Source organism: Cytophagaceae bacterium (assembly GCA_016722655.1).
Lineage (GTDB): Bacteria > Bacteroidota > Bacteroidia > Cytophagales > Spirosomataceae > Leadbetterella.
In genome coordinates this window covers 1,208,466-1,223,821 of record JADKIR010000004.1, presented here as the reverse complement: position 1 = coordinate 1,223,821, position 15,356 = coordinate 1,208,466, and the positions used below count along the sequence as shown (strand labels likewise).

Genomic DNA, 15,356 nt, shown 5'->3' with positions numbered 1-15,356 from the left:
AAAACGTACTTTTTGTCCATCCACCCCAAGACATATAAATAGGAAGGGGCTTTAGCCCCTTGAAGAAAAATTCGGAAAGATTAACTGGGTCATTAGCCCCACCCAAGATCCGTTTTAAACGTTTAAACCCCAAAAAGGGATTGGAAGGAATTGTTATTTTTCACATCAAAAATATTAAGATGAAAACAATTAGGGCAAAACAATAGAATTAGGCTGGAAACAATACATATAAAAAAATCAAGAAAGGTTATAAATAAAAAGGAGTTAAAGAATAATAAGTACCTGGTTTACAGAGGAGGTGATGTTGGGGTAAAAAATAAGGTAAAAATAAATTTGGAAAAGGGGGATAGAGGGTATTATCTTTGCAGTCCCAAAACGGGGAGGCGAATTGGGGACAGGAAGCGGGTTCAAAAAAAATAAAATTTTTTCTTGCAAAAATTTGGATTTAGGAAAACGGCTTACTACTTTTGCACCCCGATTGAGAGTAAAGGGATAGGGAATCGGGAAGAATTAGCGATAGAGGAGTGCTAAACGAGCTCACGAAAAAAGTGGGATAAAGTTCATTAACTTGTTGGGGATAGGATAAGAAAACGATTGAAAAAAAGTTGGGATCTTTTCGTAATAAGAAATTACTATGGAGAGTTTGATCCTGGCTCAGGATGAACGCTAGCGGCAGGCTTAATACATGCAAGTCGAGGGGTCAGCAATGACACCGGCGGACGGGTGCGTAACGCGTATGCAACCTACCTACATCAGGGGGATAGCCCTAGGAAACTGGGATTAACACCGCATAATATTATTAATGGCATCATTGATAATTGAAATATTTATAGGAAGTAGATGGGCATGCGTAAGATTAGCTAGTTGGTAAGGTAACGGCTTACCAAGGCTACGATCTTTAGGGGCTCTGAGAGGAGTATCCCCCACACTGGCACTGAGATACGGGCCAGACTCCTACGGGAGGCAGCAGTAGGGAATATTGGGCAATGGAGGCAACTCTGACCCAGCCATGCCGCGTGCAGGAAGACGGCCCTCTGGGTTGTAAACTGCTTTTGAATGGGAAGAATGTGTGGCTTGCGAGCTATAATGACGGTACCATTAGAATAAGCCACGGCTAACTACGTGCCAGCAGCCGCGGTAATACGTAGGTGGCGAGCGTTATCCGGATTTATTGGGTTTAAAGGGTGCGTAGGCGGCTTAATAAGTCGGTGGTAAAAGGTAGCAGCTTAACTGTTTTACATGCCATCGATACTGTTGAGCTTGAGTTATTTGGAGGCAGCTAGAATTTCCGGTGTAGCGGTGAAATGCATAGATACCGGAAGGAATACCGATTGCGAAGGCAGGTTGCTACGAATATACTGACGCTGATGCACGAAAGCGTGGGGATCAAACAGGATTAGATACCCTGGTAGTCCACGCAGTAAACGATGATTACTAGATGTTGGTAGCGATATCAGTGTCCAAGGGAAACCGATAAGTAATCCACCTGGGGAGTACGCCGGCAACGGTGAAACTCAAAGGAATTGACGGGGGTCCGCACAAGCGGTGGAGCATGTGGTTTAATTCGATGATACGCGAGGAACCTTACCTGGGCTAGAATGTGAGCGAATGATTCAGAGATGGATCAGTCAGCAATGACGCGAAACAAGGTGCTGCATGGCCGTCGTCAGTTCGTGCCGTGAGGTGTTGGGTTAAGTCCCGCAACGAACGCAACCCCTATAGACTGTTGCCAGCACGTAAAGGTGGGGACTCAGTCGAGACTGCCTACGCAAGTAGAGAGGAAGGAGGGGACGACGTCAGGTCATCATGGCCCTTACGCCCAGGGCGACACACGTGCTACAATGGCAGGTACAGAGTGCAGCGAGCTTGTAAGAGTAAGCGAATCACAAAAAGCCTGTCACAGTTCGGATTGGGGTCTGCAACTCGACCCTATGAAGCTGGAATCGCTAGTAATCGCATATCAGCCATGATGCGGTGAATACGTTCCCGGACCTTGTACACACCGCCCGTCAAGCCATGGGAGTTGGGTAGACCTGAAGCGGAAGGTAAAAGACTTCGTTAGGGTAGAACCAGTGACTGGGGCTAAGTCGTAACAAGGTAGCCGTACCGGAAGGTGTGGCTGGAACACCTCCTTTTTAGAGATATTCTGATAAAATCAGAAGAAACATAAACAAGGAAAGACGACAAACAACAATTGTGAGTAAGATTTTATCCCCACCGACAAGTTAACCAAAGACTCGGAGGCGAGCCAATCATTTGAGAAGCTTACTTCTGATAGCGGGCTTGTAGCTCAGGTGGTTAGAGCGTTACACTGATAATGTAAAGGTCCCTGGTTCGAGTCCAGGCAGGCCCACAAATTTAAGAATAATTAGTAATTAATAATGTGCTAATTATGAAGTAGAAAAATAGAGAGAGGTATAGATAACGGACATATACCACAAAGGTGAAAGCAGGAAGTGTAAAGCAGATAGCGATAAGCCGTAAGAGTACATTGACATGATGGGAAAGACTGAGAAGAAAAAGAGAGAGCAAGAGAAGGGCGTACGGGGGATGCCTAGGGTCTCAGAGGCGAAGAAGGACGTGATAAGCTGCGAAAAGCTACGGGGAGGAGCACATATCTGTTAATCCGTAGGTATCCGAATGGGGCAACCCTCCAGGCTGAAGGCCTGGAACCGCACGATAAGTGTGGAGCGAACGTGGGGAACTGAAACATCTAAGTACCCATAGGAGAAGAAAACAACAGTGATTCCGAGAGTAGTGGCGAGCGAAATCGGATTAGCCCAAACCGGAATTGTTACGGCAATTTCGGGGTTATAGGACTGCATTTAGGAAAGTTTTTAAATTTGAATGACATGGGAAGGTCAGCCACAGAGTGTGATAGCCACGTAAGAGTAAATGAAACTGGACCAGCAGTATCCTGAGTAGGGGGAACCAGAGGAATTCCCTTTGAATTCGGCAGTACCATCTGCCAAGGCTAAATACTCCTGAGACACCGATAGTGAACAAGTACTGTGAAGGAAAGGTGAAAAGCACGGGGAGTACCCGGGTGAAAAGAACCTGAAACCGTACGCCTACAAGCGGTCGGAGCCATGCGATATGGTGACGGCGTGCCTTTTGCATAATGATCCTACGAGTTACGGTCACCGGCGAGGTTAACTTTTTAAGGAAGGGAGCCGAAGCGAAAGCGAGTCTGAAAAGGGCGTTAAGTTGGTGGCTGTAGACGCGAAACCTAGTGATCTACCCATGGTCAGGTTGAAGGTTGGGTAAGACCAACTGGAGGACCGCACCGGTATACGTTGAAAAGTGTTCGGATGAACTGTGGGTAGGGGTGAAAGGCTAATCAAACTGGGAAATAGCTCGTACTCCCCGAAATGTATTTAGGTACAGCGTGGAGGTAAGTATTATTGAGGTAGAGCTACCGATTGGATGCGGGGGAGTCACATCCTACCAAATTCAGACGAACTCCGAATGCGATAATATATACTCTGCAGTGAGGGCTCGGGTGCTAAGGTCAGAGTCCGAGAGGGAAAGAACCCAGAACTACAGCTAAGGTCTCCAAATCTATACTAAGTTGAACAAAGGAAGTCTGACTGCCGAGACAGCCAGGATGTTTGCTTGGAAGCAGCAATCATTTAAAGAGTGCGTAACAGCTCACTGGTCGAGCGGGGCGGGCATCGATAATAAGCGGGCATAAAGTATAGTACCGAAGCTTAGTCAAGACGTAAGTCTTGGGTAGGGGAGCATTCTAATTACGGTGAAGGTGATCTTTGAGGGTCATTGGAGTGATTAGAAAAGCAAATGTAGGAATAAGTAGCGATAATGAATGTGAGAACCATTCACACCGAAAGACTAAGGATTCCTCCGCTATGTCAATCAACGGAGGGTAAGTCGGATCCTAAGGATAATGCGAGAGCAGAAGCCGATGGGAAACAGGTTAAGAATCCTGTACCAGTGTATATTACGAAGCGGGGACGGACGCTAGAGCTTAATACGAACCGACGGAAATGTTCGTTGAGAGGAGTCTTCGGACGAATCGAATTAGGGGATAGAGTTCCAAGAAAAGCCGATAAGTTATGGATATACAGTGACCGTACCGTAAACCGACACAGGTAGTCGAGGCGAGAAGCCTAAGGTGCTCGAGTGAATCACGGCTAAGGAACTAGGCAAATTAACCCTGTAACTTCGGGATAAAGGGAACCATCAGCAATGGTGGTCGCAGAGAAATGGCCCAGGCGACTGTTTAACAAAAACACATGGCTATGCGAAGATTAATGTCGACGTATATGGCCTGACACCTGCCCGGTGCCGGAAGGTTAAGAGGGGATGTCATCGCAAGAGAAGCATTGAATCGAAGCCCCGGTAAACGGCGGCCGTAACTATAACGGTCCTAAGGTAGCGAAATTCCTTGTCGGGTAAGTTCCGACCTGCACGAATGGTGTAACGATCTGGGCACTGTCTCAGCCGTGAGCTCGGCGAAATTGTAGTGACGGTGAAGATGCCGTCTACCCGCCACGGGACGGAAAGACCCCGTGAACCTTTACTATAGCTTAGCGTTGTGACTGGGTATCTGATGTGTAGGATAGGTGGGAGACTGAGATGCGGCGTCGCCAGGCGTCGTTTAGTCAACGTTGAAATACCACCCTTTGGATATTTGGTTTCTAACCCTGGAATGGGGACACCGCTTGGTGGGTAGTTTGACTGGGGTGGTCGCCTCCAAAAGAGTAACGGAGGCTTTCAAAGGTTCCCTCAGCACGCTTGGTAACCGTGCGATGAGTGCAATAGCAAAAGGGAGCTTGACTGCGAGACAAACAAGTCGAACAGGTACGAAAGTAGGATATAGTGATCCGGTGGTTCTGCATGGAAGGGCCATCGCTCAAAGGATAAAAGGTACTCCGGGGATAACAGGCTGATCTCCCCCAAGAGCTCATATCGACGGGGAGGTTTGGCACCTCGATGTCGGCTCGTCACATCCTGGGGCTGGAGAAGGTCCCAAGGGTTCGGCTGTTCGCCGATTAAAGTGGCACGCGAGCTGGGTTCAGAACGTCGTGAGACAGTTCGGTCCCTATCTGTGGTGGGCGTAGGAAGTTTGAGGGGTTCTGATTTTAGTACGAGAGGACCGAATTGGACATACCGCTGGTGTATCTGTTGTCTTGCCAAGGGCACGGCAGAGTAGCTAAGTATGGATGGGATAAACGCTGAAAGCATCTAAGTGTGAAACCCGCCTCAAGATGAGACTTCCCTAGAGGAACGTTGGAGATTACGACGTAGATAGGCTACAGGTGAAAGTGCGGTAACGTATGCAGCCGAGTAGTACTAATGAACCGACTGAGCTCTTTATATTTTTAAAAAAAAACTTATTCTTCACAGTCTTTCCTTATCACAATGTTATATGAGTTGCGAGTAATGAGTTACGAGTAGCGATTAAAGACATAAATGTCAAAAAGAAAACAAAACGCCGGAGCCGACAGCAAAAGCTGAAAGCAACAGCCATAAAGAGATAAAGCAAATTCGAGAGATTAAAGCTTAAGGACCTTCATGGTGTTAATAGGGCGGGTGAACACCTCTTCCCATTTCGAACAGAGCAGTTAAGCCCCGCACCGCCGATGGTACTTGGATCAAACCCGGGAGAGTAGGTAGATGCCAGTTAATTACTAAGCCCCAGTCATATGACTGGGGTTTTTGTGCTTTAGGGAGTTGATAGAAGATCTGAAAAATTAACATTACATTAATCTCACACCGTCTTTATTTTTCTTCAATAGCTTATTTAGTCGTCCCTCAAAAAGTCATTTTTAGAAATTGGGCAAAAATATTTTGGTAAATATTTACGATGTACTTGTAAATAAGTTTCCAACGGAAATTTGCCTCTGTATTCCAGAGGTTAATGACTCGTTTAAAGTTCATGGCGGATGCACTTAATAGCAAATTTATTGCATCTCCTATTGTTCCTTTGAGGTAATTTCTCATGAGCCTATAGTCATATTTGAGGTGTCCAATTACGGGTTCGATGGAGCTCTCCTTTTATGATTATGGACTTTTTGTTTTGTAATATTTTTGTCTGGTTTTGGTACATGTATTTCTACTTCTGACACTTTTTGAGGTCTCGATATCCTCGGTCTGCATATATGGCTTTAGGCTTTTTATCATTTAATCTTTCATATTGTTCTATTGCAGCCGGTAAAGTTTTCTAATCATGGATGTTCTCATTAAAACTTAATGCACCTACTATTACGCCTGTTTTTTGCGTAACCAATATAGAGGCTTTGCTTCCAAACTCAAACTTCTTGTGCTCTTTTCCTTTGGTGTAGCATTTTACCTCCGGTTCATGAAGGCTATATATTTTGTCTCTATCTGCTCGCTTTTGGTTTAATATTTTTTGATATGTATCTAGTTGTTTTTCAAAAAGTTCCTTACTGGATGGGTTGATTTTCCTTCCTAATTCACGCACGAGCCTTCCGGCTATTGTCTTTATTCTCTTGCGTGCTTTCCTCGCTGGTTTGCTTCCATTTTTATTATGCTGGAAACGAAGTAGGGTGTTGAGCTCCTTCAAAGTAAACTTGTAACTTTGTCTCAAAACAATATTTTCAGCTTTCGCTATTCCGATACATTTAGTGATGATTTTTTTATGAAGTTTTGTGTCAGTTGGATACGTAATATTCTTCTCTTGAACAGTGGTGTCTGCACTTAAAGTATCGTCATCACTATCTTTTCCATTCACTCGGATACTTTCTTTGAATATTAACTCGACTCCCTCAATTCCGATCCTTTTTCTAAACTCAACTAATTCAGTTGAACTACATGGTGTTTTGGGTACAAAACTTTCTTGTCCCGAAAAAAACTGAAAATATAAATTTTCAGACCAAGCCAGCACTATATTCTCATCGCTTAAATTCCTTAATTGTTTCAAAATTAAAAGAGAAACCATCAGCCTGATTGGCTTGGCTGGCTTACCCATTTTTGAGCTATAATGTTTTGAAAACGCATCTTCAAAAACACTCCAATTGATACTTTTAGAGAGACGAATTAATGGTTGTTTTGTGTCAATTTGGTCCGCTAAAGAATAAAAAAAACTGAGCTGACCACTGGGTTCTGGCTTTTTCAACATACCGAAATTTGCAAGGTTTTATAAATTTAATCACTTTCCTTGCATATTTCAAAATTAAAAAACAGCTAAAAATCTATTTGAAAACAACTTTTTTGGGTATTTGAGGAACGACTATTTAGTCATAAAAAAGGTAGAACACCACCCGGCCAGGGATAGCAACGGAAAGCCCGAAGTGCGGCTGGAATGTGCGGAAATCGGACTTGTAGTGTATAGCCCGGTCACGCCCTAAGCGTGAGGACGCTAAAATTTAATCTTAGATAATGATTTTGGGTTGCGTTTTATTTTTTTTAGCCATTTTCAGCCGAAATTATAATACTTCCCTTATTTTTTAAATTTTGTAATAACATATTTATTTATGGATGCTTTGAATTTTAGCAATTTTTTAGAATTTGTATTTTGATTATTACTTTAGTATTTTGATTAAAGAGATATGAAAGATTGGAATGAATTGTTAAAGCCGTTGTTATTTAAGTATAAGGACACCAAACATCCTTTAATGTACAACAACCTGTATGAATTGTTGGTTATGGTTGTACTTTCTGCTCAGGATTCGGATGCCAACATTAATAAAGTTGCCCCACTTTTTTTTAACGATTTCCCAACATTAAAGAGTTTGGTTGGAATAGATTCAGATGTCATTAATTCTTATTTTTTAAAGGTTAGAAATAATAGAATTAAGACTAACTATATCATAAACATAGTAGAAGCTATAAAGACGGATGAAAATATTCCGCAAAAACTTGATGAACTTATTAAGTTGAATGGTATTGGGCGAAAATCTGCAAATGTGATTTTAAGAGAAATCGGTAAGGAGCCGGAAGGTATCATTGTTGATTTGCATGTGATAAGAGTTGCTCCAAGACTTGGTGTAGTAAGTGAAAAAGTTGATGGGAATAAAATTGAAAAACAACTAATGCAGGCTATTTCAAAAGAAATGTGGAATGTTGGGATGGCAATTTCGTTCTTAGGTAGAGAAATTTGTCGTCCTAAGAATCCAAAATGCGGAGAATGTTTACTGAATGAAGTTTGTGATTTTTATAAAAACTCTGATTTGAATTTATGATGGTCTGTTTTTTTTAAAAGTAGAAGATATTTTTGTTTCTCTATTTGGTTTTTTACGGAATTAATAATTTTAAAAGTGAATTGATCCTCACGCTATATTTGAAATATTTTATTTGTTATTGGCTTTATTAAATTTAGTAATAGTACCATTTTCTTTGTTTAGAGTAAAGAAGAGGTCATTATTTAAGTTTTTAGTGTTTTCAGTCGAAAGAATAAAATCCGGTGAAAAGTGAATAAAAAAACCGGTTGTTAATAGTTTCTTTAAATCCGCTTTTGCAAGATTCTTGTCTTTTAAGTCTATATTTTTTAAGTCAAAGTAAAAAGTATCGTTATATTTCATGATTTTTACAAAGAAGTTTCCATCAATCCTCATGAAAATATTTTCTCCGTCAGAATAGCCCCAAAAATTTTCTTCAATCTCTTTTTCTTCCCAATAAATTTTGGTTTTCTTTAATTTTCCCAATCGAAAATTCATTTTCTCATTTTTTGGCAAAAAATCGTAGTATTTTTTTGTTAAGGAATCTGAGGGAAACCCGGTTTTGAAATCTTCATAAAAACGATAAATCCCTGGAACTGGTTTTGTGAAATCATTTTGAAAAATGGTTTCAATGTTATTAATCCCACTAGCAGGATATTCTTCAACTGTATTTATCAATTCATCATTAATTATTGAGAAAACATCGTGCATAACCGAATAAGGATAATTATCAGGCTTACCATATATTTTTGTTCCATATTCAGCAATTAACTGATATTTGCCGTTCTTAACTAAATATACATTAATCATTCCAGTACAACTGGATAAATCATTATTTATCCGATTTTTAGAAACAGAAATATCCTGAATCTTGACTGCAATATTCGGTAATTTGGGATTGACAGGGAATTTTTCAATGTACCAATCTTTAACTTCTCGGGCAAAATCAGTATGGTTTACTAAATTAAACTCGTTTGAAAGGAAATATTCTTTTCCATAGATATGTGAAAAATCGCGGTTATCAATGACTTCAACCAGATTGAAAACATGTTTATCAAGTTTTAAATCGAAGGAATAAAAGTCATAATCTTTATTTTTTAATTGAGGAAAACAGAAAAAATGAATACTAGTGAAAAGTATTGTGAGGGTGTATTTCAGCATATAAAATAGAGACTTTCAGAAGAAAATACAAAAATCATGCTAATAAAAAAAAGAATAAATGTTGTGAATTTATAACGTTGGCTTTTTACATTTAGAAAAACCTTTAACAAATCATTATCAAAAATCAGTCAAATGAAACCGCAACAATTTAAAAAAATGCAGTCTAATGCATTGAATTAAATTTAATTGCAAAAATGCTGATTCCGGATTTTTTGAAAGGTGGGGCGATTATTGGGGTTGTGATTGGTTTTTGGGACAAAATTAAGGACATTCTTTGGCGAATTACGGCCATTTTGGTGCAAAGGGTAGAGATAAGTACCGAAGATGCTCATGATGCAATTATCGCTTATTTGGTGACCCACTACAAGAAACTCAATACTTATGATAAAGTGTATGGTGCCAGTAATGAGACTTACAGAAATGGGAAGTTTGGTTTGGTTGCATTTGAAAAGTTTGGACAGAACACCATTTTCTTCCTTTCTAAAAAAAGATATCTTGGCTTTGTAAGGATTCCTTTTTTATTTAGTCAACCCAAAGAAAAACCACAAACCGACACTACTCAGTCAGGCATCAACAGCACCAAAATATTTTCGGTGATTACTTGTTTACGAGGTACGATTGATATTGATGCGATTGTAAAAGAAGCTGCTCAAAAACGAAATAATATCAGCTGGCAGATTGAAGAAGCCGAAGAATCGGCCAACCGTTTTGATATTTTTTATCTGCCAAGCAGGGAAAACGATAATCATGCTTATTTATACAAAAATAACGTGGGATATTCATGGTATCGCCAGAACCAATACCGCCTCCTGGGAGTTTCGGCGGATGAAATTGGTCGGGAACTTACCACCCAAGGAAGTGCTCTGGATAATTTGTATTTTCCCGATGAGGTTAAAAAACTCATAGAAGTGATTGCACTATGGGTAAAAAGTAAAGATTGGTACAAAGAAAAGAATATTCCCTGGAAACGAGGCTGGTTGCTTTATGGCCCTCCCGGCACAGGAAAGACTGCTCTTGCCCGTGCTTTTGCTGAAGACCTGAATATGCCGGTGTATGTGTATCAACTTTCGCAGATGAGCAACCAGGATATGCTTACCGCCTGGAGAAATATGCAGCTAAATGTGCCTTGTATTGCACTTATTGAAGATATTGATAACGTATTTCATGGCCGCAAGAATATTATGCAAAATACGGCCATGATGAGCCATTTATTTGACGGTGACGAAAAAGATAACGGGCAGGAAAATGGGGGAGGTTCGGGCAGATTTTCGCCATTGACCTTTGATACCCTGCTCAACTGTATCGATGGGGTAGATAAATCAAATGGGGTTTTTACGATTATTACAACCAATGATATCACAAAAATTGACCAGGCCATTGGGCAACCCACCACGCTTGAAGACGGAACCCCTACATTTATTTCGTCGCGTCCCGGACGGATTGACAGGGCAATTGAATTGACCTATATGTTAACCGAAAATAAAATACAGATGGCCGGCAGGATTTTGGGCGAATTTGAAACCGCAATGAATAACGTACAAGCTCATATTGCCACCAATCAGAAAGAAACCCCGGCTCAGTTTCAGGAATATTGCTCGCAATTGGCGATACAGGAATATTGGAAGCAAAAGGAAGCCAAACCGGAAATACACATCGGCAAGGGATAGCAACGGAAAGCCCGCAGTGCGGCTGGGATGTGCGAGAGTCGGACTTGTAGTGAATAGCCCGGTCACGCCCCAGCGTGAGGCCGCCAAATTATCTCCCTGATTTTAATAACCACGAAACGGTATTAATGACCAGTTGGTTTTGGGTTTTGATTTCAAAAGTATGGGATAGCTCACGTTTTGTGCCGTTTTCGTAGTCGATATCATTGTGGCCCATGTTGAAATAAACCATTCGGAAGCGGGTGTTGGTCCAAACTACCGGATAGTCGCCTGAATGCCAGATTTCATGGGGTTTGGGTCCGGTTCCAGTGGAAAACTCTTCGGGTCGATGGACAATAGTACTTTAATGTCAGGATTTTGTCTGAGGTCATTTTCCCACCGGTACCATTCGTTGGGCGACGAGTGGAAGATTTCAGGGATGTTTTTGCTGGTCGGGTGATTTTTGTCCTCTATTTTAAGGATGGCCGAGGTAGGCCTCCAGGTGTTGCTTTTGTATTGACCCGAGCCCAGAAACTTATTGTGGTACCAGTCCCAATCTTGGGGATATTTGGAATTGTTGAGTGCAAAGGCTGAAAAATGAAAGCCGATCCAGGCACCGCCTTCTTCGATATATTTTTGGAATGCCAGCCGTTGTTCGAGGACTTCGGGGCGGGTATCCAGGTAAATTACGAGTTGATATTTTGAAAGGAATTCGGTATTGAGATTATCCCAATGGCTGGTAGTATCATAGGAGAAACTACGTTTTGTGGATATTTTATTAAACCATTTGTTGGCTTCGCTTACAAAACTTATATGAGCCTGGTCGTTTTTGGCTGTGAAAAATGCGATGACTTTAGGTTTTTGGCCGAATGTCAATAGGGGAAACAGGCAAAATAATATGATTTGAAAGAATTTTTTCAAGGGCAATTTTTTGAATAAAATTACTCATTATCATTCAACATTTCCCATTTTGACCACTTCAAAATCGGAGGCTTTTACATTGGCGAGCTGATGTAAATCATCGTTGTTCCATCTGTCATCAGGAGCACCTGTGATAAACATGTCGGAGCCGATGTCGGTGAGCATGAGGCCATATTTTTTCATGGCTTTCAAAATGATCTGGTTTTCTTTCGAAAAACCCGAAACATCGTAACCTGCTTTTAGTCTAAGCCTCAGTCCCATCGGTGTTGGGGCATTGGAGTTGGTATTGGTGCCGTTGACTTTATGATTTGCTGGGCTTACAAAGCCTTTGGTGACCTTTGACTTTGAAAGGGTAAAACGAATGGCATGGTCAATTTCACCTTTCAGGATTTCTTCATATCGAACCAGAAGCGGAAAAATAGGCATCCCTGCCGCATCGCAAGAGGTATAGCCTTTTGGGCGTGAGGGGATGCTTTTCAGGTCCCATTTTACTCCGGCAGAGGCTTGCCATGAAGTTTTGGTTTTAGTGGCATTATAAAGTTCGTAAAGTACCAAATTATCAGTGTCCACAGCTAGGACGTGTTTGTCTCCATCTGCAGTTCCTCCTTCGACAGGAGCATTGAGTGGGATTCTGAATGGACCTGCATCACTTTCATCTCTGTAGTTGTCATCGTAGTTATTTCCTCGATACTCAATGGACACCAAAGGTTGAGTTCCACAAACCACCACATATGGAATCCCCATGGGATTGCCTTCATAAAGTCCACTGCCAAAGTCGGGATGCAGACCAGGCGTTCCAATCAATTTAATAATATTTTGAGAATTGGGGTCTAAGCTTTGAGCAGAAATATCCTGGTTAATGGCATACGTTTTTGGGAAAAACTGGATGTTTTCCAAGATTGATTTTTCTAGTTCGCAATTTTGATTAATATCCGGGATATTCTTTTTTTTACAAGAAAAAATTATGGGAATCCAAACAAGAATTAAAATGTAATTTTTCATTTAACCGGAATTTTACACCTTACACGAAAAAGAGTTATCTAATATTATATTTTCTTTCCGAATGTTACTGTAAAATGGCTTTTTGAATAAAAAAGGCGGTAAAGTAAGTTTTACCGCCTTCAAATTAAAATTATGTTGTCAGAACAAATAAGAAATATTGACCACAAAAGACCTTCCTTGTGAAAGTAATGGTTTACCCACAGAAATAAATCGGCTTAAATGCTCACGGTAGTTTTCATTGAAAGCGTTGGTGAGAGAAAGCGTGGTTTGAAGGTTATGTATCGGTGCTGCTTTAAGACCGAAATCAACAACTTTAAATGCATCTGTTGCTACTTCACCGAAATTGGTTGCGATTCTGTCCTGCTTAAATGAATATCTCAAAGAAGCATAAGGCTGAAGTCTGCTATTCAACAGATCGGCTTCCAGTGTATATCTCAGATTCATTGGAGAGATTTCGGGAAGAGGCATTTTGTCGGTATGATTTTCTCCATAAGTATAAGCAAGTGTAAATTGCTGTGTCAAAAGTTTGGCATACCTCTGGCTCCAGTTGGCCTCAAAGCCATAAAGAGTTGCTTTGTCGATATTGATATATCTTCTTACTCCCGGAGCGGTCATTAAAGGTTTAAGCGTAGGTTCTATTTTCGAAGAAATAAAATCACTAACAATAGAATAATACCCGGAAAAAGAAAGAATCGTTGAAACAGTTTTGTAAGTAAGATTTAAGTCCAGCTGATTATTATTTTCAGGTTTTAAATCAGGATTTCCCAACATTTCATAGGGGTCTTTACCTATAGCCAGATAATTTATGAACCTTTCTGAAATATTTGCTGACCTTACTCCTCTGCCCAACCATGCACCTGCGGTCAGGGTTTCTGTAAGTTTGGTACTGATACCTATACTTGCACTCACATTAATATCAGAATTTTTTAGCGTAGTGTAGTTTTTCATAAAAGTCTCTGCAGGGGTACGGGCATTTCCGGTTACCTGATCAACACGTGCAGCTACACTCAAGGTGTTTTTGCCAAATTGATGGTAGGAGTCAGCAAATACTCCATAACGGCTTACTTCACCATCTTGCCAAATATAGTCCGTAAAAGTTTTACCTTTATTTGGCCCCATCAGCATTTCACGGGTACGATTTCCTGAAATGGTTTCATATTTGGTATCGGCTCCAACAAAGAATTTAGACTTTGCTTTTTCAATCAGAAATTCTGTACGGGCATTAATGGTTTTGGTATTGGCATCGGTTTGAGCCAGCATACTTGCATTATTACGTAGTTTATTTCCCATAAGGTGATCCACAATTCCTGCAGAAACCTGGGTGGTCCATTCTTTAAACCAATGGTTATCACGGCTAATTTTGTATTTACCCTGAGTCATCCAGGTGTCATCGGTGAGCAGGTCCATCATCAAAACCGGGAAGTCTGTATTTCTTGCAAAATTGCGGTTTACATTGATGCTGAGCACTTGATTTTTAGCTGTTTCAATATCTGTGATGATACCAAATGTGCCTCGGGAGAAGTCAGCTTGCACCAGAGAGTCGTTTCCGGCTTTATAATCACCGCCTTTTGAGTAGGAGCCATTGAGTGAAGTAGAAATTCTTTTCCCTCTCAAGCCAATTTGGCCTTCAGTCCTATACACACCACCGTTGGATTCATAGCCACCAGTAATCCTGCCGAATTGAGTTAAGCCAGATGAAAACTCCGGGTCAAGCATTTTGAAATTTACAACCGCACCCATTCCCGGGCCAAAACGGAAAGAATGAGGCCCTTTTATGACTTCAATTTCCTGAATTTGGTTGATGGCAATTTGACTGGTAGGTGGATCCATGCGATTGGGACAAGCCGCAGTAGCACACATACAGCCATCGTTAACGATATTGAGCTGGTCGAGTTTGAAGCCCCTGAAAGTAGGGTCAAAACCAAATGCCGGACTTTTTTTGATGGCATCAAATCCCGGGATTTGTTTCAGAACCGATCCTGCATCGTGATGCACCCAGTCGGCATTTTGAAGACTGATGGATGCTTTGGGATTGCGTTCTTTTAAGGCATAAACCGAAATCGAATTCAAGGTAGTTAAAACGTTTTCGGTGAAAAGGATTTTTCCGGATGAAAGCATTTCTTTTAGTACTTTTCCGGTAAAAGTATGATTACCATAGCTGATGTGTGAAAGTTTCAAAAACTTAATATCAGTCGCCGGAAGTATAATCTCACCTTTTTCGTTAGATACTCCAGATTGGTTATCAGCGTAATAAGATACTTTTTCAACAGGTTTACCAGTGGTTTTATCTAGTATAGTAAGTGTCAAGGTTTGTGCATTGGCAATAGTTCCAATAGCCATAGCTATCAGGAAAATAAATATTTTTCTCATGATTTATGATATAGATAAATTGTGGATTTTTCAAAAAATCTTTTTCACAAAACTATTATTAATAGGTTTATAATTTGATTTTTATAAAAAATCCATAAAAATGTAAATGATTGGAATT

General features: G+C 40.8%; 7 protein-coding genes, 1 tRNA gene, 3 rRNA genes and 1 pseudogene. 6 read left to right on the top strand and 6 right to left on the bottom strand.

The features are described from left to right. Positions 1–631: 631 nt before the first annotated feature. From IPP61_05855 to rrf, 4 genes are all read left to right on the top strand, one after another. Positions 632–2,135, top strand: a 16S ribosomal RNA gene (locus IPP61_05855). 144 nt (positions 2,136–2,279) lie between these two features. Further along, a tRNA-Ile gene (locus IPP61_05850) sits at positions 2,280–2,353 on the top strand. Between the two features lie 170 nt (positions 2,354–2,523). Further along, positions 2,524–5,338: ribosomal RNA gene (locus tag IPP61_05845) — 23S ribosomal RNA — on the top strand. Positions 5,339–5,534: 196 nt separating this feature from the next. After that, positions 5,535–5,646: ribosomal RNA gene (gene rrf / locus IPP61_05840) — 5S ribosomal RNA — on the top strand. Together the 16S, 23S and 5S rRNA genes with 1 tRNA gene alongside form the textbook arrangement of a ribosomal RNA operon. A gap of 129 nt (positions 5,647–5,775) precedes the next feature. Here the strand turns inward: rrf and IPP61_05835 are convergent. Next, positions 5,776–5,964, bottom strand: a complete 189-nt coding sequence (locus IPP61_05835; protein ID MBL0324690.1) for a hypothetical protein — start codon at positions 5,962–5,964, stop codon at positions 5,776–5,778. 220 nt (positions 5,965–6,184) lie between these two features. Further along, positions 6,185–7,102 (bottom strand): IS5 family transposase, encoded by a 918-nt coding sequence (locus IPP61_05830; GenBank protein MBL0324689.1) that lies wholly within the window; start codon positions 7,100–7,102, stop codon positions 6,185–6,187. A gap of 430 nt (positions 7,103–7,532) precedes the next feature. Here IPP61_05830 and IPP61_05825 point away from each other — a divergent pair, with 430 nt between their 5' ends. Next, on the top strand, positions 7,533–8,165 hold the full coding sequence (locus IPP61_05825) for an endonuclease III (protein ID MBL0324688.1): 633 nt from the start codon (positions 7,533–7,535) through the stop codon (positions 8,163–8,165). A 108-nt stretch (positions 8,166–8,273) separates the two neighbouring features. Here the strand turns inward: IPP61_05825 and IPP61_05820 are convergent, their stop codons facing one another. Beyond that, complete coding sequence (locus IPP61_05820; protein ID MBL0324687.1) at positions 8,274–9,302, bottom strand: hypothetical protein; 1,029 nt, start codon at positions 9,300–9,302, stop codon at positions 8,274–8,276. Between the two features lie 194 nt (positions 9,303–9,496). Here IPP61_05820 and IPP61_05815 point away from each other — a divergent pair, with 194 nt between their 5' ends. After that, complete coding sequence (locus IPP61_05815) at positions 9,497–10,969, top strand: ATP-binding protein (GenBank protein MBL0324686.1); 1,473 nt, start codon at positions 9,497–9,499, stop codon at positions 10,967–10,969. 88 nt (positions 10,970–11,057) lie between these two features. Here IPP61_05815 and IPP61_05810 read toward each other — a convergent pair. The 3 genes and pseudogenes from IPP61_05810 to IPP61_05800 form a co-directional block, all read right to left on the bottom strand. Further along, a pseudogene (locus IPP61_05810) lies at positions 11,058–11,866 on the bottom strand (ThuA domain-containing protein). 30 nt (positions 11,867–11,896) lie between these two features. Next, complete coding sequence (locus IPP61_05805) at positions 11,897–12,868, bottom strand: hypothetical protein (GenBank protein ID MBL0324685.1); 972 nt, start codon at positions 12,866–12,868, stop codon at positions 11,897–11,899. A gap of 138 nt (positions 12,869–13,006) precedes the next feature. Then, positions 13,007–15,238 carry a TonB-dependent receptor gene (locus IPP61_05800; GenBank protein MBL0324684.1) on the bottom strand — a complete coding sequence of 744 codons (2,232 nt, stop codon included), beginning with the start codon at positions 15,236–15,238 and terminating at the stop codon, positions 13,007–13,009. Positions 15,239–15,356: the final 118 nt, after the last annotated feature.